Here is an 18,307-nt window from a genome sequence, read left to right as displayed (position 1 = left end):
CTTTGCTTTGCCATGACGTGAACTCTTGACTGCAATGTACTTTGCGATGCAAAGTCTAAGTACTGACACGACGTCACCAGGGGTGGACCATGGACACACTGCACCGCGACGACCCGGCCGGCCTGCTCGCCGCGACGGAGGGCCTGCGCGCCCGGGCCCGGACCCGCCTGCGCGGCGCGGGCGTCCCGCTGCTCGGCTTCGGACTGCTGGCCCTGGCGGCCGTCCCGATCGCGCGCGAGGCCTACAACTTCGGCGCCACCGGGCGGACCATCACCTCGTACCCAGCTTTCGCCTATGCGGAGTACAACCATCTCTGCGTGCAGCACGGCGCACTCGACAGCCCCTGCGTGACCAGCGATTTCGACGGTGCGATTCTGCGCTTCCTGGCCTGGGGGGTCTGGTTCGTGCTGCTCCCGCTGGCCTGGTTCGCCCTGGCCCGCTGGTACCGGCGGCGCGGCGAGGCCCGCGGCATCGTCCCGCACCGCAGCGCCTGGCTCGGCGCCACGGCCGCGACCGCCGTCGTGCTCACCGCCGTCGTGCTCACGTTGGCCTTCGCCGACCGGGTGCCGTTCTCGCTCTCCCTCCTCGGGAACGACTACGCCTCACCCTGGTACATGGTCGACATCGGCCTGCTGGTCCTCGGCTTCACCGAGCGCAGCCCGCTGGTGGCCGGCACGGGCCTCGTCCACGCCGTGCTGCTCACCGTCCTCCTCGGCGAATCCTCGGGTGGCAGCTGGCTTCCGTGGCTCGACGGCCCCCGATCGAAGGCCCTGCTGCTCGCCGGGCTCCTGCTGGTCGCCGGCCTGGCCCAGTGGGCCGCCGAGCGTCGCACCCCCGCCGTATCCCGTACGGTCACCCCATGAACGTCGTGGACGACCCCGAGGAGCAGCACCCGACCCTGGCCCTGGACGACACCGTCCACCAGCGGGTCCGGCTGGGCATCCTGGCGATCGCCCGCGAGGCCGAGAGCGTCGACTTCGCCTTCCTCAAGCAGGAGCTCGGCCTCACCGACGGCAACCTCTCCCGGCATCTGAAGGTGCTGGAGGACTCCGGCCTGGTCGCGGTGAACAAGGGCTACGCCGGCCGCCGCCCCCGCACCTGGGTCACCCTCACCACCGCCGGGGCCGAGGCCCTCGCCCGTGAACTGCGCGCCCTCCGCGCCCTGGTCCACCGCCTCGACGCGGCCGGCCCGCCCCCGGCCTGAGCCGGCCGCCGACGTCACGCGTCCGCACTCGCGCCCGCGCCCGCGCCCGCGCCGGAAGTCGGCCGCTCCGACTTCCGGCGCGCACCCCGCTCTGAAATGATCATGGCGGACCGCCCCGCGACCTGGCGGTCCGTCATCTTCCGGTACCGGGGGGCACACAGATGCTGGACACCTTCGAACAGGCGGCCGAGGAGGCCGGCTTCGCGCTCGACGAGGCGCAGCGGGCCGCCGCCGCACGACTCGCCCGGCTCGGCGCCGAGGTCACCGGACGCCGGCGCTTCTTCGCCGGGCCGCCGCCGCGCGGCCTCTACGTCTGGGGGCCGGTCGGCCGGGGCAAGAGCTGGCTGACCGAGGTGTTCTACGAGGCACTCCCCCTCCCCCGCAAGCGGCGGGTGCACTTCCACGAGTTCTTCCGGGAGTTCCACGCGGTGTACGCGCGCCACCGCCGGGAGCGGGACGCCTGCGACCTCGCGGTGGCGGAGCTCCTCGGCGACTGCCGGCTGCTCTTCTTCGACGAGTTCCACGTCCACGACCCGGGCGACGCCATGATGATGGGCCGGGTCCTCGGCTCGCTGTTCGAACGCGGGACCACCCTGGTGGCGACGTCGAACTACCCGCCGGCCGGCCTGCTGCCGAACCCGGTCCACCACCACATGTTCGAGCCGACCATCCGGCTCCTCGAAGCCTCGCTGGACATCGTCGAGGTCGCCGGACCGCGCGACTACCGTACCGACCGCCCCTCCGGGGGCGCCCGTTCACGCTTCGGGACCGGCCGCTACCTGTGCCCCGGCACCCCGGCGCAGCTCCGCGCGGCCGGGCTCGAACCGCCCTCGGCCGAGGAGCGCCGGCAGCTGGACGTCGGCGGCCGCACCGTCACCGCCCGCGCCGTGCGCGACGGGCTGGTCTGGTTCGACTTCCACGAGCTGTGCGGCGCGCGCACCTCCACCATCGACTTCCTGGCCCTGGCCGACCGCTTCGACTCCTGGGTGCTGGCCGGCCTGCCGCGGCTGTCCTCGGCCGACCGCGACAGCGCCCAGCGCTTCGCCAATCTCGTCGACGTCCTGCACGACCGCGACGCCCGGCTCCACCTCGTCGCCGAGGCCCCGCTGGCCGACGCCCTCGGCGGGGACTCGCTCCCCCTGGACATCAACCGCACCCTCAGCCGCCTCCGGCTCCTCGACCGGTCCTGAGGAACGCCGACGCCGTCGGCCCACCGCTCGGGGCGGGGGGCCGACGGCGTCGGGGCTCCGGGCGGGTCAGCCGACGGAGGAGTACGCGATGATGCCGCGGCGCAGGCCGTCGACCGCCTTGCGGGCGGTCCTGCGCAGTTCGGCGTCCTCGCCGGCGGCGTCCTGGATCTGGCCCAGGACGTCGATCAGCTGCTTCGTCCAGCGGACGAAGTCGCCGGCCGGCATGTCGGCGTCGCGCAGGACCTGGTCCAGCGAGTGGCCGAGCGCCCAGCGGTAGGCGGCCCAGGCGAAGCCGAGGTCGGGCTCGCGCTGGCCGACGCCCTCGGCGGTGTTGATCCGGTGCTGCTCCTCCAGCGCGTCCAGGTGGCCCCAGATGCGGACCATCTCGCCGAGCGCCGTCTTCGCCGCGCCCTCCGGGACCCGGGGGGCGGTGGCGTCGTCCGACTGGCGGGACTCGTAGACCAGCGCCGAGGCGCAGGCCGCGAGTTCGGCGGCGGCGAGGTCGCTCCACACGCCCTCGCGGATGCACTCCGAGGCGAGCAGGTCGAGTTCGCCGTAGAGCCGGCCGAGCCGCTTGCCGTCGTCGGTGACGGTGTCGCCGCTGAGGTAGCCGAGGTCCGTGAGCAGCCCGCAGACCCGGTCGAAGGTGCGCGCGATGGTGTGGGTGCGGGAGCGCATCCGGCGCTCCAGCAGCTCGGTGTCGCGGTGCAGCCGGTGGTAGCGCTCGGACCAGCGGGCGTGGTCCTCCCGCTCGTCGCAGCCGTGGCAGGGGTGCTGGCGCAGGACGGTGCGCAGCCGGGTGATCTCCGCGTCGTCGGCGGCGGCCGCGCGGCCCTTGCGGAACCGCTCGGGCTCCAGGTGGCCGGCCTTGGTGCGCAGCGCCGAGGCGAGGTCGCGCCGGGACTGCGGGCTGCGCGGGTTGAAGGACTTGGGGATGCGCAGCCGGTCCATGGCGACGACCGGGTGCGGGAAGTCGATCATCGCGAGCCGCTTGACCTGCCGCTCGGCGGTGAGCACCACCGGGCGCGGCCCGTCCTGGTAGTCGGGGTGGCGCGGCCCGCCGCGCGGCGAGCGGCGGTCCGGCGGCAGGCCCGGGTCGAGGACGAGCGCGAGGCCGGCGAACTTCCCGGTGGGGACGTGGATGACGTCGCCGGGCTTGAGCTGCTCGATGGACTCGACGGCGGCGGCGCGGCGCTGGCTGCTGCCCTCGCGGGCGAGCTCGTTCTCCCGGTCCTTGAGCTTGCGGCGCAGGTCCATGTACTCCTCGAAGTCGCCGAGGTGGCAGGTCATGGACTCGCGGTAGCCCTCCAGCCCCTCCTCGTTGCGCTGGACCTGGCGGGCGATGCCGACCACCGAGCGGTCGGCCTGGAACTGCGCGAAGGACGTCTCCAGGAGTTCCCGCGAACGGTGCCGGCCGAACTGGGAGACCAGGTTGACGGCCATGTTGTAGGACGGCCGGAACGAGGACTTGAGCGGATAGGTGCGGGTACCGGCGAGGCCCGCCAGCGCCTCCGGGTCGAGGCCGCGCTGCCAGAGCACGACGGCGTGGCCCTCGACGTCGATGCCGCGCCGACCGGCCCGGCCGGTGAGCTGGGTGTACTCGCCGGGGGTGATGTCGGCGTGGGTCTCGCCGTTCCACTTGACGAGCTTCTCCATGACCACGGAGCGGGCGGGCATGTTGATGCCCAGGGCCAGGGTCTCGGTCGCGAAGACGGCCTTGACCAGGCCCTTCACGAACAGCTCCTCGACCACTTCCTTGAACCGGGGCAGCATGCCGGCGTGGTGGGCGGCGATGCCGCGCTCCAGGCCGTCCAGCCACTCGAAGTAGCCGAGGACGTGGAGGTCCTCGTCGGGGATGTCGGCGCAGCGCTCCTCGACGAAGGCGCGGACCCGGGCGCGGTCGCCGTCCTTGTTCAGCCGCAGGCCGGAGGAGAGGCACTGCTGGACGGCGGCCTCGCAGCCGGCCCGGCTGAAGATGAAGGTGATCGCGGGCAGCAGGCCCTCGGCGTCGAGGCGGTCGATGACGTCGACCCGGCCCGGGGTCCAGACCTTGCCGGGGCGGCCGTTGGGCATGGAGCGGCCCCGGCCCCGGCCGAACCGGTCGCGGGGGTTGCGGTCGAGCTCGCTGCGGGCGAGGCGGACCAGCTCGGGGTTGACGGCCTTGCCGGGGTTGCGCGGGCTGCTCTTCGGCCGGCCGTCGCGGTCGGGGCTGGCGAACAGGTCGTACATCCGGTTGCCGGCCATCACGTGCTGCCACAGCGGGACCGGCCGGTGCTCGGAGACGATCACCCGGGTGCCGCCGCGGACGGTGTCCAGCCAGTCGCCGAACTCCTCGGCGTTGGACACGGTCGCGGAGAGCGAGACCAGGGTGACGGACTCGGGGAGGTGGATGATGACCTCCTCCCAGACCGCGCCGCGGAAGCGGTCGGCGAGGTAGTGGACCTCGTCCATGACCACGTAGCCGAGGCCGTCGAGGGTGCTGGAGCCCGCGTAGAGCATGTTGCGGAGCACCTCGGTGGTCATCACCACCACCGGGGCGTCGCCGTTGACGCTGTTGTCGCCGGTGAGCAGGCCGACCTTGGCGGCGCCGTAGCGCTTGACCAGGTCGCCGTACTTCTGGTTCGACAGCGCCTTGATCGGGGTGGTGTAGAAGCACTTCCGCCCGCCCCGCAGGGCCAGGTGGACGGCGAATTCGCCGACGATGGTCTTGCCGGATCCGGTGGGAGCGGCGACCAGGACGCCCTCGCCCGCCTCCAGGGCGCGGCAGGCCTCCAGCTGGAAGTCGTCCAGCGGGAAGTCGTACAGCTCCTGGAAGCCGTACAGGGCGGTGGCCTGCTCCTTGGCCCGGCGGCGGGAGGCCGCGAAGGCCTCGGCGGGGCTCAGCTCCCGGTCGTCGGAGGGCTCGGGCTCAGGGGTGTTCATCGCCGTCCGGGGGTCGTTGGTGTGATCTCGCATCTCAGCGAGAGGTTACCCGCCGGGACCGACATCGATAGCACCGTTTTTCCCGGGCAATGCATCGGATCTCTCTCACATCCATAGTTGCAAATGTCTTCAAGCAGTCACCCGGCGACCATCTTCGAACGACTCCGGTCATTCGCGGTGCCGCGCCCGGAGTCCTCCCTACATTCGGTGCCACATCCCGGTGGCACCCACCGGGCCCGCGGGAGGAGCGCACAATGGCGAATCTGGAGACCTCGCTCAAGGAGGCCATGGCGATCGAGGGCGCCATCGGCGTGGCCCTGGTCGACTACGGCAGCGGCATGGCGCTCGGGAGCCTGGGCGACAGCACCGAGATCGACCTCCACGTCGCCGCCGCCGGGAACACCGACGTGGTGCGGGCCAAGATGCGGGCGATGGAGATGCTCAACCTGCACGACAACGAGATCGAGGACATCCTGGTCAGCCTCACCAGCCAGTACCACCTGCTGCGGCCGCTGACCACGCAGAGCGGGCGCGGGCTGTTCCTGTTCCTGGCGCTGAACCGCTCCCGCGCCAACCTCGCGATGGCCCGCCACCAGCTGAAGCGGATCGAGCTCTCGCTGGAGATCTGACCGCACCGGGGGCACCCGGAGCACACACCAGGGGGACGCACGAGGGCACGCACAGGGAGGGAGCGCCGTGGCGGTCGCGCTGTACCAGGCCAAGGCCGAGTTCTTCCGGATGCTCGGCCACCCCGTCCGGATCCGGGTCCTGGAGCTGCTGCAGGCCGGACCGACGCCCGTCCGCGACCTGCTGGCGGAGCTGGAGATCGAACCGTCCAGCCTCTCCCAGCAGCTCGCAGTACTGCGCCGGTCCGGCATCGTCACCGCCACCCGGGAGGGCAGCACGGTGGTGTACGCGCTGGCCGGCGGGGACGTCGCCGACCTGCTCCGGGCGGCGCGGCGGATCCTCACCGGGCTCATCGCGGAGCAGCACGCGCTGCTCGCCGAGCTGCGCGCCGCCGCGGACGGCCCCCGGGAGGACGGCGTCCCCGGCGACCGCTAGGCCGAGGCGGGACCGACTACCGCAGCAGCTCCGCCAGCCCGTCCGCCAGCACCCGGTACTCCGGCGCCCGGTTGTACAGCTGCCCGCACAGCCGCAGCACCCCGCCGCCCGCCCAGGGCCGCGCCACCGTCCGCACGGCGTACCGGCGCCACATCTGCGCCATCAGCTCCTGCGCCTGCGGGAGCGTCTCGGAGACGCCGGGCGGCAGCCGCAGCGCGCGCATCGACAGCCCGGCCGAGGTCGGCAGCGCAGCCAGTCCGACCCGCTCGGCGACCACCGCGGCGCCGTACGCGACGAGCCGCTCGTTGTGCTCGCGCACCAGCCCGGGCCCCAGCCCGTCCAGCAGGTCGATCCCGGCCGGGGCGGCCAGCCAGGGCGTGTAGTCCAGCGTGCCGCGCCATTCGACGGCGGCCGGATAGCCCTGGTGGTCCTCCCAGGAGAGGATCAGCGGCCGGATCTTCCCGGTCCACTCCGGGCGGACCACCAGCACCCCGGTGGCGCGCGGGGCGAACGCCCACTTGTGCAGGTTGCCGAACCAGAAGTCGGCCTCCGCCGGGACCGGGTCGGCCAGCATGCCGGGCTCGTGCGCGGCGTCCACCACGGTGGTCACCCCGCGCCCGCGCAGCTCCCGGAGCAGGCCGGGGGTGGCGACCCGGCGGGCGGTGGGCGAGGTGATGCCGTCCAGGACGGCGAGTGCGGTGCGGTCGGTGACCTCGGCCAGCACGGCCTCCCGGACGGCGTCCCCGTCCGGGAGGTCCAGCGGCAGCCGGACGGTGCGCAGTTCGGCGCCCAGCTCCTCGGCCCGCCGGCGGACGGCCTCGGTGACCGTGCCGTAGCCGTGGTCGGTGACCAGGACCTGGTCCCCGGCCGCGAGCGGGACGTTGGCGAGGGCGACGGCGATCGCGTCGGTCACGTTGGGGACGAGCGCCAGCAGCTCCGGCCGGGTGCCGAGGGCGTCGGCGAGCCGGGCCCGGGCCGCCGCGACCCGGGCGGGCAGGTCGGCGAAGAAGCCGTCCGGGTCGGCCTCCTGCTCCTCGTACAGCCGCCGCTGGAGCTGCTGGACCGGGACCGGGACGGCGCCGAAGGACCCGTGGTTGAGGTGGACCACCGCCGGGTCCAGCGTGAACAGCCGGTCGGTCCCGGCCAGCGGCTCGGGGGCTTCGACGGTCGGCGCGGTCTCGGTCACTGCGTTCCTCCTGGAGTGGTGTCGGGGCCGGGGCCGGGGTCGGCGCCCGGACTTTCTGTTACCCAGATCACGTGATGTGTGACATTTCACATGTCGTCCTACTGGTGGCGAGCCCGTTCCACGGCGACCATCGGGCGGTGACCATCACCGACTCCTACCTCTCCCTCAGCGCCCGGACCGGCCGCTTCAGTTTCGGTGCCCCGCGAGCGATCTCGCTCAACGAGGACGGTACCCGCCTGCTGCTGCTCCGCTCCAGCGGTCCCGAGGACCGGTTCGACCGGCTCCACCTCCTCGACCTCGCCACCGGTGCCGAGCGAGAGGTGGCCGATCCGACCGTGCTGGCCCCCGGCCGTACCGGCTCCACCGCCGACCTGCCCGACGTCGAGCGCCGACTGCGCGAGCGGTCCCGGCTCACCGCCGCCGGTATCGGCACCTTCGCCGCCACCCCCGACCTCGCCGTCGCCGTCTTCGCCCTCGACGGCCGGCTCTTCCGCACCGAGACCGCGACCGGCCGCACCACCGAACTCGCCACCGCCGGCCCCGCCTTCGACCCCCGCCCGGACGCGACCGGCGAGCGCATCGCCTACGTCGCCGACGACGCCCTGTACGTCACCGCCCCGGACGGCGGGGCCGACCGGCGCCTCAGCCCGGACGACGGCGCCCGCTGGGGCGTCGCCGAGTTCGCCGCCGCCGAGGAGCTCGGCCGCCACCGCGGCCACTGGTGGCGCCCCGACGGCGGCGCCGTGCTCGCCGCCCGGGTGGACGAGTCCGCCGTCCCGCCGCGGCACTTCGCCGACCCGGCGCACCCGGAGCAGGCCCCCGAGCGGTTCGCCTACCCGCAGGCCGGCGGCCCCAACGCGGACGTCCGGCTCTGGGTGCTCGGCCTGGACGACACCCGGGTCGAACTCCACTGGGACACCGAGGCCTTCCCCTACCTGTGCGCCGCCCGGTGGGCCGGGCCGGAGGAGCTGCTGCTCACCGTCGCCGACCGGCTGCAGCAGAACGTGCTGCTGCTGAGCGCCGACCCGGCCACCGGCGGCACCACCGAACTCTCCCGCACCACAGACGAGTTCTGGGTGGACGACCTGCCCGGCACGCCGGACCGGCTGGACGGCGGCCGGCTGCTCACCGTCCTGGACACGCCCGAGGCCCGCGGCCTGGCCGTGGACGGCAAGCCGCTCGACACCACCGGCCTGCAGATCCGCCGGGTCGTCGGCCGGGTCGGCGACCGGCTGCTCTGCGAGACCGGCGAGGGCGACCCGTTCGACCAGCACGTCCACCTGATCGACCCGGACGGCGGCGCGCCCGAGCGGCTCTCCGAGGGCCCCGGCGTGCACAGCGCGCAGGCCGCCGGCGACACCCTGCTGCTCGTCTCGGCCGACCCGGACGGGGTGCGCCGCGAGGCCCGCACCCCGCACGGCACCGTCACCCTGACCGACCTCTCCGCCCCGCTGCCGTACCGGGTCGAGCCGCTGCTGGCCCGGGTCACCGAGCGCGGCCTGCCGAGCGCCGTGGTCTACCCGCGCGGGCACGTCCCGGGCCGCAAGCTGCCCGTACTGCTCGACGTCTACGGCGGCCCCGGCTTCCAGGCCGTGGCCAACGAGCCGCGCCGCTGGCAGCTCAAGCAGTGGTGGGCCGACCAGGGCTTCGCGGTGGTCACCGTCGACAACGGCGGCACCCCGTTCGTCTCCCCCGCCTTCGTGCGGACCATCTTCCGCCGCTTCTCCCAGGTGGCGCTGGACGACCAGGCCGACGCGCTGCGGGCGCTCGGCGAGATCCACCCCGACCTCGACCTCGACCGGGTCGGTGTGCGCGGCTGGTCGTACGGCGGCTACCTCGGGGCACTGGCCGTGCTGCGCCGCCCGGACGTCTTCCACGCCGCCTGCGCCGGCGCCCCGCCCACCGACTTCCGGCTGTACGACACCGCGTACACCGAGCGGTACCTGGGACTGCCCCAGGAGAACCCGGAGGGCTACGCGGCCGACTGCCTGGTGGACGACGCGGCCTCGCTCGACCGGCCGCTGCTGCTCATCCACGGTCTGGCGGACGACAACGTGCACCCCTCGCACACCCTGCTGCTCTCCCAGGCACTCACCGGGGCGGGCCGGCCGCACAGCCTGCTGGCCCTGCCGGGAATCACCCACATGACGCCGGGCGGCGTCAACGAGCAGCTGACCCAGGCCGAACTCGCCTTCCTGCGGACCGCGTTGAAGCTCTGATCCGCCGCGACCCCCCGTCGTCCGGGCCGCCCGCCGCAGCACGCGGGCGGCCCGGCCGCGTTCCCCGGTCGGAGGCCGCCCACACCTCCCGCGGTCCGATCTCTTCCGTGTGACCCATGACATGTGAAATATTACCTGCGCTCGCCCGACCACCCACCGTCCGGAAAGGACAGGTCAGTTGCGCAGACTGTCCGCGGCGTTCGCGGCCGCGCTCACCACGAGCGCGATAGCGGTCACCCTGCTCGGTACCCCCGCCCAGGCCGCTCCCCCCACGCCCGCATCCACCATCTCCGCCGAGTCCGGCGACAGCGCCGAGGCCGGGGGCCTCGAGGCCCCGCCGGCGCCGCTCGCGCCCCAGGAGCGCGAGCGCCAGTCGCTGCGCACCAAGGCACTGGAACAGCTCAACAAGGGCGCCGTGGCCAAGACCACGGACCGCCGGGCACCCGCCAAGGTGCGGGTCGGCAACGACTACGTCCAGCTCGCGCAGCAGCGCAAGGACAAGGTCTTCGTGATCCTCGCCCAGTTCGGCGACCAGGTGGACAACACCACGCTGTACAACGGCCAGCCGCGCTACGGGGGCACCCCCGGCCCGCAGCACAACGCCATCCCGAAGCCCGGCAAGAGCGACAACCACACGCTCTGGAACCAGGACTTCGACCGGAACTACTACCAGAAGATGTTCTTCGACGACTCGCCCGGCGCGGTCTCGATGCGCAACTTCTACCGCACCCAGTCCTCGGGCCGGTACGACATCGAGGGCACCGTCAGCAACTGGGTCACCGTGCCGTGGAACGAGGCCCGCTACGGCTCCAACAAGGGCCCGCAGGGCTCCGGCGCCTGGACCCAGGGCCAGGAGTTCATCCGGGACGCCGTCAAGGCCTGGTACGACGGCGAGATCGCCAAGGGCCGCACGGCCGCGGACGTCAAGGCCGAGCTGGCCCAGTACGACGTCTACGACCGCTACGACCACGACAAGGACGGCGAGTTCAACCAGCCCGACGGCTACCTGGACAACGTCATCGTCGTGCACGCCGGCGCGGACGAGACCTGGGGCGGCGGCGCGCAGGGCGCCGACGCGCTGTGGGCGCACCGCAGCTGGACCTTCCCGGACCCGACCGGCCAGACCGGCCCGGTCGGCAACAGGATCGGCGGCGCGCCGGTCGGCGACACCGGCCTGTACGTCTACGACTACGTCCAGGCGGGCGAGAACAGCGGAGTCGGCCTGTTCTCCCACGAGTTCGGCCACAACCTCGGCCTGCCCGACCTGTACAGCACCAGCGGCGGCGACAACAGCGTCAACTTCTGGTCGCTGATGTCCTCCGCCTCGTACCTGGGCAAGGGCAAGAACACCACCGGCGCCTACCCCGGCGACCTCGACGCCTGGAGCAAGCTGCAGTTCGGCTGGCTCAACTACGACGAGGCGCAGGCCGCCACCCGGTCCAGCCACGCGCTCGGCGTCAGCGGCTACAACACCGACCAGGCGCAGGCCGTCCTGGTCCACCTGCCGGACGGCACCACCAGCACCGACCTCGCCGACCCGCGCGAGGGCGCCAAGCAGTGGTGGAGCGACACCGGCGACAACCTGGACAACGCGCTGGCCCGCGACGTCGACCTCGGCGGGACCACCGGCCCGGCCGCCCTCGACGCGGCGGTCTGGTACGACATCGAGCAGGACTACGACTTCCTGACCGCCGAGGCCTCGACCGACGGCGGCAAGACCTGGACCGCCCTGCCCGGCACCGTCGACGGCACCCCGCTCGGCAACACCAGCTCCAACGTCCCGGGCCTGAGCGGCACCTCCGGCGCGTACCGGCAGCTGCACATCCCGCTGGACGCCTACGCCGGCCAGAAGGTCCGGCTGCGGCTGCACGTCACCTCCGACGGCAACACCCACGGCAAGGGCGTCCTGGTCGACGCGGTGAGGATCACCGCCGGCGCCACCACCCTGTTCACCGACGGCGCCGAGAACGGCACCAACGGCTGGACCGCCACCGGCTTCACCGTCATCACCGGCCGCACCGCGGTCAAGCAGCACCCGCGCGCCTACCTGGTGGAGAACCGGCGCTACGCCGGCTACGGCGAGTTCCTGAAGACCGGCCCGTACAACTTCGGCTACACCGGGGTCGAGGGCAAGAAGGACATCGTCGACAACTACCCGTACCAGGAGGGCGTGCTCGTCTGGCTCTGGGACACCGGCTACGGCGACAACAACACCAAGGACCACCCCGGCGGCGGCCTGATCCTGCCGATCGACGCCCACCCGGCGCCGATCCGCTTCGCCGACGGCACCCTGGTCAACGCCCGGGCGCAGACCTTCGACGCGACCTTCTCGCTCAAGCCGACCACCGGGTTCACGCTGCACAAGGCCGGCGTCCCGGTGAAGATCGGCTCGGAGAAGGCCGTCCCGGCCTTCAACGACCGCACCGGCGTCTACAGCGACCCGGCCACCCCGCAGCTCGGGGTGAAGGTGCCGGACACCAACACCAAGATCGAGGTCGTCCGCGAGTCCCAGGGCGGACGGATCACCACCGTCCGGGTGGGCCCCGCGTCCTGACCCCGCTGCCCGGGTCCGGCCGCGCACACCCCGCGCGACCGGGCCCGGCAGTCCGAACCCCGGTGTCCTGAGCGCCGGGCCTCCCCGTGGAAGACAGGTCCCACGGACAGGCAGACCGCCCCGGTCCTCCCACACGGAGGGCCGGGGCGGTCCGTTTCCCGCCCGACTCAGGCCTGGACCCAGGCCTCGACTCAGACCTCGGCTCAGACCCCGCTCAGGCCTCGGAGCGCGCCCGCCGCAGGCTCAGCGCGGCGGTGGCGGTGCCGAACACGGTGAGGGCGCCGAGCCCGAAGACCATGTAGCGGGCGCCGTCCAGCGTGGAGTCCCCGCCGAAGCTCACCAGCGTCCCGGCCAGCGCCGAGCTCACCGTGAAGGCGATCAGCTGGGTGGTGTTGAGGCCGGCGGCCGCCTTGGCGCCCTCCACCTCGTCGTCGGTGCTGCGCATCGCCGTGACGCTCAGGTGCGGGAAGGCCGCCCCGATGCCGGTCCCGCCGATCACCAGCACCACCGCCCACAGCAGCACCCGGCCGCCGGAGGCCTGCGAGGTCTGCAGCAGGCCGTAGGCCAGCAGACCGGCCGTGAGCACCGCCGGACCGACCCGGATCGCCAGCGAACGGGCCCGCTCCGAGCGCAGGTTGACGCTGAACAGCTGGGCCGAGGTCCAGCCGACCGACACCGTCGCGCCGAGGAAGCCGGCCGCCAGCGGGCTCAGCCCGCCCAGCTCCTGGCCGAACAGCGGGATGAAGGTCTCGGTCATCACGCCGGTGCAGTACACCGCGACGGTCAGGTAGATCCACTTCAGGTGGTTGCCGCGACGGTAGGTCAGCTTGGGCAGCACGGTCGCCGATCCGCGGCGCTCCACCAGCAGGAAGCCCGCCAGCAGCACCAGGCCCAGCACGATGCACAGCGCCGTCGCCCAGCCGCGCGGCACGGTGGAGCTGATGCTGAAGGCGCCCGCCGCGAGCGTCAGCAGCAGCAGCGAGGGCAGCGGCAGCGGTTCGACGGTGCGCGCGGACCCGGTCGGGCCGGGCAGTGAGCGGCGGGCCAGCACGGCCAGCACCAGGGCGGCCACCATGAGCAGGACGTAGGAGCCGCGCCAGGCGTCGAGTTCGGCGAAGAGCCCGCCGAGCGAGGGGCCGACCAGCGTGCCCACGCCCCACATCGCCGACACCAGGCCGGCCGCCCTGGTCCACAGCCGCTCCGGCAGCGCGGTGCGGATCACCGCGTAGCCGAGGCCGGCCATCAGCCCGCCGCCCAGGCCCTGGACGATCCGGCCGACGATCAGCGTCTCCATCGACGGGCTGGCCGCGGTCAGCCCGGCGCCGGCGGCGAACACCAGGAAGCCGGTCAGGTAGGAGCGCGAGGGCCCGAGCCGGGCGAGCAGCCGGCTGACCAGCATCGCGGCGGTCACCGCGGCGATCAGGAAGCCGGTCGCCACCCAGGCGTAGAAGCGGGCGCCGCCGATGTCCTCGACGATCGAGGGCAGCAGGGCGGCGGTGAAGTAGAGGTTCATCGCGTAGAGCGCGACGCCGCCGGCCATGATCGAGGCCTGGGCGGCGTACTGCTTGGAGAAGAGGTCCCCCCAGCCGCCGGAGGGCGCCGCCGACTCGGCAACGGGAGCGCGATCTCCCTGGTCGGAGGGGGTGGGGGCGGTCTGGACGCGCGGAGTTTCGGTCACGTGCACACGCTATGAGTTCAAGTGAACTTCAAGTCAAGCGCTCGCACGGACCCGGGGACGGACAGAACTACCGGGCCAGGGAACGGCGAAAGGGCCCGCCGGGTCCGACGACCCGGTCGGACCCGGCGAGCCCCGCCCGTCCGGTGGGTTTCCACCGGACGGGACCCGGTCGGGCGCGGCCCTCATCACAGGCTCCCCGCCGCTCCCGACCGGGGGCTCGGCACGCGAGGAGGATCGCTCCTCGCGCGTTCGGTGCCGTACCGTCCGCCGTGGGGGTGGCCGGACGGTACGGCGGTTCAGCCGCGGCCGGAGGCGCGCCCAATGGCAGGCGCCCCCGACCGCGAGACCTCGTCCCGGATCAGTTCTCCGGGAAGTGGCAGGCCGCCTCGCGCCCGCCCGGCCCGGCGATCCGCAGCAGCGGACGCTCGGTCCGGCAGATCTCCTGGGCCTTCGGGCAGCGCGGGTGGAAGCTGCACCCGGGCGGCGGGGCGGCCGGGCTCGGCGGGTCGCCGAGCAGCACGATCCGCTCCCGCGCCCGCTCCGCGGCCGGGTCCGGCAGCGGAACGGCGGACAGCAGGGCCTTGGTGTAGGGGTGCGCCGGGTTGCTGTACACCTGGTGCTTCTCGCCGATCTCGACGATCCGGCCCAGGTACATCACCGCGACCCGGTCGCACACGCGCTTGACCACCGAGAGGTCGTGCGCGATGAAGATGTACGCCAGCCCCAGTTCGTCCTGGAGCCGCTCCATCAGATTGACCACCTGTGCCTGGATGGAGACGTCCAGCGCGGACACCGGCTCGTCGGCGACCACCAGCCGGGGCGAGGTGGCCAGCGAGCGGGCGATGCCGATGCGCTGGGCCTGGCCGCCGGAGAACTCGTGCGGGTAGCGGTCCAGGTGCTCGGGGATGAGGCCGACCAGCTCCATCAGCTCGGAAGCCCGCTTGCGGGCGTCGGCCGCGCTGCTGCCCTGGACCAGCAGCGGTTCGGAGATGATCCGGGCCACCGTCTGCCGGGGGTTGAGCGAGGAGTACGGGTCCTGGAACACCATCTGCAGGTGCCTGCGGTGCGGGCGCAGCTGAGCCTGGGTCAGGCCGCCGATCTCGGTGCCGTCGAAGTTCACGGTGCCCGAGGTCGGGTCGATCAGCCGGACGACCATGCGCCCGGTGGTCGACTTGCCGCAGCCGGACTCGCCGACCAGGCCGAGGGTCTCGCCGGCGCCGACGTCGAAGCTGACGCCGTCCACGGCCCTGATCGGGGCGCCGGGCTGGCCGGTGCGTGAGCGGCGGCCGGGGAAGGTCTTCACCAGATCCCGGACCGTCAGCAGGGGTTCGGTCATCCCAGGACTCCTTCCGGCACCAGCGGCAGGTGACAGGCGGCCTGGTGGCCGGGGGCGAGCGGGCCGAACGCGGGCCGCTCGGACAGGCAGCGGGCGTGCTCCTCGGCGGCGGCGGCGATGGTGCGGGCGCAGCGCGGTGCGAAGGAACAGCCGGGGGCGGGGGCGATCAGCGACGGCGGGCTGCCGGGGATGGCCCGCAGCGGGGCGTCGTCGGTGTCGTCCAGGCGGGGCAGGGAGTCGAGCAGCCCGCGGGTGTACGGGTGCGCGGGGGCGGCGAACAGCCGGTCCACGGGCGCCTGTTCGGCGGCGCGGCCGCCGTACATGACGAGCACTTCGTGGGCGACCCGGGCGACCACGCCGAGGTCGTGGGTGATCATCACGACGCCGAGTCCGCGCTGCTCCTGGATCCTGGCGATCAGGTCGAGGATCTGGGCCTGGACGGTGACGTCGAGCGCGGTGGTCGGCTCGTCGGCGATCAGCAGCTCGGGCTCGCAGGCGAGCGCCATGGCGATCATCACACGCTGGCGCATGCCGCCGGAGAACTGGTGCGGGTACTCGTCGACGCGGCGGGCCGGCTCGGGGATGCCCACCTCGGCGAGCATCTCGATCGCACGCTCGCGGCCGGCCTTGCGGGAGGCCTTGAAGTGCACCCGGTAGTGCTCGGCGATCTGCTCGCCGACCGGGTAGAAGGGGTGCAGGCTGGACAGCGGGTCCTGGAAGATCATGGCGATCCTCCGGCCGCGGATCGCGCCGAGCTGCTTCTCGCCCAGGCCGTTGAGCTCCTGGCCGTCGAGCCTGATCGAGCCGCCGACCTTCGCGCCGCGGTGCAGGCCCATGACGGCGAGGGAGGTGACGGACTTCCCGCTGCCGGACTCACCGACCAGGCCGAGGGTCTTCCCGGCCTCGACGGTGAAGTTGATGCCGTCGACGGCCCGGACGGTGCCGCGCGGGGTGTCGAAGGTGACCTTGAGGTCCTCGACCTCCAACAACGACGTCATCAGTACCTCACTCTCGGGTCGACGTACGCGTAGAGCACGTCGACCAGCAGGTTCGCGACGACGATGAAGAAGGCCGCGAGCAGGGTGACGCCGAGGATGACGGGCTGGTCGGAGCGGAGCAGGCCGTCGTAGAAGAGGCGTCCGATTCCGGGCAGTCCGAAGATCGACTCGGTGATCACGGCACCGGCCAGCAGGCCGCCGAGGTCCATCCCGAAGATGGTGAGGATCGGCGTCATGCCGGAGCGCAGACCGTGCTTGACGGTGACGGTGAGCGCCGGCATGCCCTTGGCGCGGGCGGTGCGGATGTAGGGCTCGGCCATCGCCTCGATCATCGAGGTCCGGCTCTGCCGGGCGTACTGGGCCGCGTAGAGCAGCGCCAGCGCGGTCCACGGCAGCAGCAGGTTGGAGGCCCAGGACAGCGGGTTGTCGGTGAGGTTGTGGTACGCGGGGTAGGGCAGCAGGCCGGCGGTCCGCACCACGCCCCAGATCAGCATGATCGAGGTGAAGTAGACCGGCAGCGAGGCGGCGCCGACCGACAGGACGGTGAGGATCTTGTCGACCACGGTGTTCTTGCGCAGCGCCGAGGTGATGCCGGCGCCGAGGCCGAGCACCAGCCAGAGCACGGCCGAGCCGATGGCGAGCGAGACCGACACCGGCAGGCGGTCGACCAGCAGGTCCCAGACCGGCAGCGAGTACTCGTAGGAGTAGCCGAGGCAGGGGAAGCCGCAGTGGGTGGCGCTGGCTCCGCTGCCGTAGTCGCGGCCGGCGAAGATGCCCAGCAGGTAGACGAAGAACTGCTCCCAGACGGGCTTGTCCAGGCCCATCGCGGCCTTGACCTCGACCAGCCGCTCGGGGCTGCAGGTCTTGCCGCAGGCGGCTGCGGCCGGGTCGTTGGGCAGCAGGTAGAAGATGGTGAAGGTGATGGCGCAGATGGCCAGCAGGATGCCGGCGACGCCGAGCAGCCGGCGCCCGAGGTAGAGGATCACGACCGTCCTCCCTTCGGGTCGAGGATGTCGCGCAGCGCGTCGCCGAGCAGGGTGAAGGCGAGGACGGCGACGAACAGGAAGACCGTCGGGATCAGGAAGTACGTCGGGTCGGTCTCGTAGAAGACGATCGATTCGGCGATCATCTGCCCCCAGGAGGGGGTCGGCGGCCGGACGCCCACGCCGAGGTAGGAGAGCGCGGCCTCGGTGGCGATCATGCCGGGGATCAGCAGGGTGGTGTAGGCGATGATCGGCCCGGAGACGTTGGGCAGGATCTCCCGGGTGAGGATGCGCCAGGACCGGGCGCCGCCGACCTTGGCCGCCTCGACGTACTCGCGGTGCTTGAGCGAGAGGGTCTGGCCGCGGACGACGCGGGCCACGCCGGGCCAGCCGAACAGCCCGATGACCACGGTCATCAGCAGGATCCGGTTGACGTCCCTGGCGACCGACATCATCGCGATCATGAAGATCAGCGACGGGAAGGACATCGTGAGGTCCATCAGCCGGGACAGCAGGCTGTCGATGCGGCCGCCGAAGTAGCCGGCCGCGATGCCGGCCAGGGTGCCGGCGACGACGACGACGGCGGTGGCGACGAACGCGATCAGCAGCGACACCTGGCCGCCGTGCAGGACCCGGGCGAACAGGTCGCGGCCGGTGGCCGGCTCGACGCCGAACCAGTGCCGGGCGCCGACGCCGCCGAAGTCGCCCTTGGGCAGGCCGCCCAGGTAGGCGTCGACGGCGCGCTTGTCGAACTCCTCGGCGTTCCAGCCGCCGAGCGCGCTCAGCGGGCCGGCCAGCACGGCCATCAGGACGAGGAGGACGACCATGATCAGGCCGAAGCGGGCCGAGCCCTTGGCCCACAGCTGGTCCCAGACCAGCCGCCAGGGCCCGCGCCCGGAGGCTTTCGCGGGGCCCGCCGCCGCGACGGGCGCGGCGGCGGGCTCAGTCGTAGTGGTGCTCATGACGGACGGTTCC

General features: G+C 72.9%; 14 protein-coding genes. 7 read left to right on the top strand and 7 right to left on the bottom strand.

Annotated features, from left to right (window positions below):
* Nucleotides 1-89: 89 nt before the first annotated feature.
* The 3 genes from IF01_RS0125895 to zapE all read left to right on the top strand — a co-directional run bounded on the left by IF01_RS0125895 (nucleotide 90) and on the right by zapE (nucleotide 2,394).
* Nucleotides 90-863: a hypothetical protein gene (locus tag IF01_RS0125895; protein ID WP_051756204.1), complete on the top strand. Its 774-nt coding sequence runs from the start codon at nucleotides 90-92 to the stop codon at nucleotides 861-863.
* Nucleotides 860-1,204: a winged helix-turn-helix domain-containing protein gene (locus IF01_RS0125890; protein WP_030395948.1), complete on the top strand. Its 345-nt coding sequence runs from the start codon at nucleotides 860-862 to the stop codon at nucleotides 1,202-1,204. The genes IF01_RS0125895 and IF01_RS0125890 overlap by 4 nt, the downstream gene beginning before the upstream one ends.
* Before the next feature lie 161 nt (nucleotides 1,205-1,365).
* Nucleotides 1,366-2,394 carry a cell division protein ZapE gene (gene zapE / locus IF01_RS0125885; protein WP_030395947.1) on the top strand — a complete coding sequence of 343 codons (1,029 nt, stop codon included), beginning with the start codon at nucleotides 1,366-1,368 and terminating at the stop codon, nucleotides 2,392-2,394.
* Nucleotides 2,395-2,460: 66 nt separating this feature from the next.
* Here the strand turns inward: zapE and IF01_RS0125880 are convergent, their stop codons facing one another.
* On the bottom strand, nucleotides 2,461-5,316 hold the full coding sequence (locus IF01_RS0125880) for a DEAD/DEAH box helicase (protein ID WP_051756201.1): 2,856 nt from the start codon (nucleotides 5,314-5,316) through the stop codon (nucleotides 2,461-2,463).
* A gap of 254 nt (nucleotides 5,317-5,570) precedes the next feature.
* Between IF01_RS0125880 and IF01_RS0125875 the strand changes: the two genes are divergently transcribed.
* The gene (locus IF01_RS0125875; protein ID WP_030395945.1) at nucleotides 5,571-5,945 is read left to right on the top strand and encodes a hypothetical protein; all 375 of its coding nucleotides are present in this window, start codon (nucleotides 5,571-5,573) and stop codon (nucleotides 5,943-5,945) included.
* Between the two features lie 67 nt (nucleotides 5,946-6,012).
* Nucleotides 6,013-6,378, top strand: coding sequence for an ArsR/SmtB family transcription factor (locus IF01_RS0125870; RefSeq protein WP_030395944.1), 366 nt, complete (start codon nucleotides 6,013-6,015; stop codon nucleotides 6,376-6,378).
* Nucleotides 6,379-6,394: 16 nt separating this feature from the next.
* Here the strand turns inward: IF01_RS0125870 and IF01_RS0125865 are convergent, their stop codons facing one another.
* Nucleotides 6,395-7,564: an aminotransferase class V-fold PLP-dependent enzyme gene (locus IF01_RS0125865; RefSeq protein ID WP_030395943.1), complete on the bottom strand. Its 1,170-nt coding sequence runs from the start codon at nucleotides 7,562-7,564 to the stop codon at nucleotides 6,395-6,397.
* A gap of 137 nt (nucleotides 7,565-7,701) precedes the next feature.
* Between IF01_RS0125865 and IF01_RS0125860 the strand changes: the two genes are divergently transcribed.
* A complete protein-coding gene (locus IF01_RS0125860; protein ID WP_208624355.1) occupies nucleotides 7,702-9,783 on the top strand; it encodes a S9 family peptidase in 2,082 nt (693 codons plus the stop codon).
* Between the two features lie 178 nt (nucleotides 9,784-9,961).
* Nucleotides 9,962-12,337 carry an immune inhibitor A domain-containing protein gene (locus IF01_RS0125855; protein WP_078880299.1) on the top strand — a complete coding sequence of 792 codons (2,376 nt, stop codon included), beginning with the start codon at nucleotides 9,962-9,964 and terminating at the stop codon, nucleotides 12,335-12,337.
* A gap of 214 nt (nucleotides 12,338-12,551) precedes the next feature.
* Here IF01_RS0125855 and IF01_RS0125850 read toward each other — a convergent pair whose 3' ends face one another.
* The 5 genes from IF01_RS0125850 to IF01_RS0125830 form a co-directional block, all read right to left on the bottom strand.
* Nucleotides 12,552-14,015 carry an MFS transporter gene (locus tag IF01_RS0125850; RefSeq protein WP_030395940.1) on the bottom strand — a complete coding sequence of 488 codons (1,464 nt, stop codon included), beginning with the start codon at nucleotides 14,013-14,015 and terminating at the stop codon, nucleotides 12,552-12,554.
* A gap of 358 nt (nucleotides 14,016-14,373) precedes the next feature.
* Complete coding sequence (locus IF01_RS0125845) at nucleotides 14,374-15,351, bottom strand: ABC transporter ATP-binding protein (RefSeq protein WP_030395939.1); 978 nt, start codon at nucleotides 15,349-15,351, stop codon at nucleotides 14,374-14,376.
* Complete coding sequence (locus IF01_RS0125840) at nucleotides 15,348-16,349, bottom strand: ABC transporter ATP-binding protein (RefSeq protein WP_030395938.1); 1,002 nt, start codon at nucleotides 16,347-16,349, stop codon at nucleotides 15,348-15,350. Before IF01_RS0125840 ends, IF01_RS0125845 begins: the two co-directional genes overlap by 4 nt.
* Nucleotides 16,349-17,335 carry an ABC transporter permease gene (locus IF01_RS0125835; protein WP_030395937.1) on the bottom strand — a complete coding sequence of 329 codons (987 nt, stop codon included), beginning with the start codon at nucleotides 17,333-17,335 and terminating at the stop codon, nucleotides 16,349-16,351. The genes IF01_RS0125840 and IF01_RS0125835 overlap by 1 nt, the downstream gene beginning before the upstream one ends.
* Nucleotides 17,332-18,294, bottom strand: coding sequence for an ABC transporter permease (locus IF01_RS0125830; protein ID WP_030395936.1), 963 nt, complete (start codon nucleotides 18,292-18,294; stop codon nucleotides 17,332-17,334). Before IF01_RS0125830 ends, IF01_RS0125835 begins: the two co-directional genes overlap by 4 nt.
* Nucleotides 18,295-18,307: the final 13 nt, after the last annotated feature.

Source organism: Kitasatospora purpeofusca, assembly GCF_000718025.1.
GTDB classification, from domain to species: Bacteria; Actinomycetota; Actinomycetes; order Streptomycetales; family Streptomycetaceae; genus Kitasatospora; species Kitasatospora purpeofusca.
The sequence above is the reverse complement of the archived record's forward strand: the minus strand, read 5'-3'. Positions and strand labels throughout refer to the sequence as shown.

Coding starts and splice junctions, on each gene's coding strand:
- IF01_RS0125895 (WP_051756204.1), top strand. CDS start 90: ATGGACACACTGCACCGCGACGACCCGGCCGGCCTGCTCGCCGCGACG.
- IF01_RS0125890 (WP_030395948.1), top strand. CDS start 860: ATGAACGTCGTGGACGACCCCGAGGAGCAGCACCCGACCCTGGCCCTG.
- zapE (WP_030395947.1), top strand. CDS start 1,366: ATGCTGGACACCTTCGAACAGGCGGCCGAGGAGGCCGGCTTCGCGCTC.
- IF01_RS0125875 (WP_030395945.1), top strand. CDS start 5,571: ATGGCGAATCTGGAGACCTCGCTCAAGGAGGCCATGGCGATCGAGGGC.
- IF01_RS0125830 (WP_030395936.1), bottom strand. CDS start 18,294: ATGAGCACCACTACGACTGAGCCCGCCGCCGCGCCCGTCGCGGCGGCG.
- IF01_RS0125845 (WP_030395939.1), bottom strand. CDS start 15,351: ATGACCGAACCCCTGCTGACGGTCCGGGATCTGGTGAAGACCTTCCCC.
- IF01_RS0125840 (WP_030395938.1), bottom strand. CDS start 16,349: ATGACGTCGTTGTTGGAGGTCGAGGACCTCAAGGTCACCTTCGACACC.
- IF01_RS0125880 (WP_051756201.1), bottom strand. CDS start 5,316: ATGAACACCCCTGAGCCCGAGCCCTCCGACGACCGGGAGCTGAGCCCC.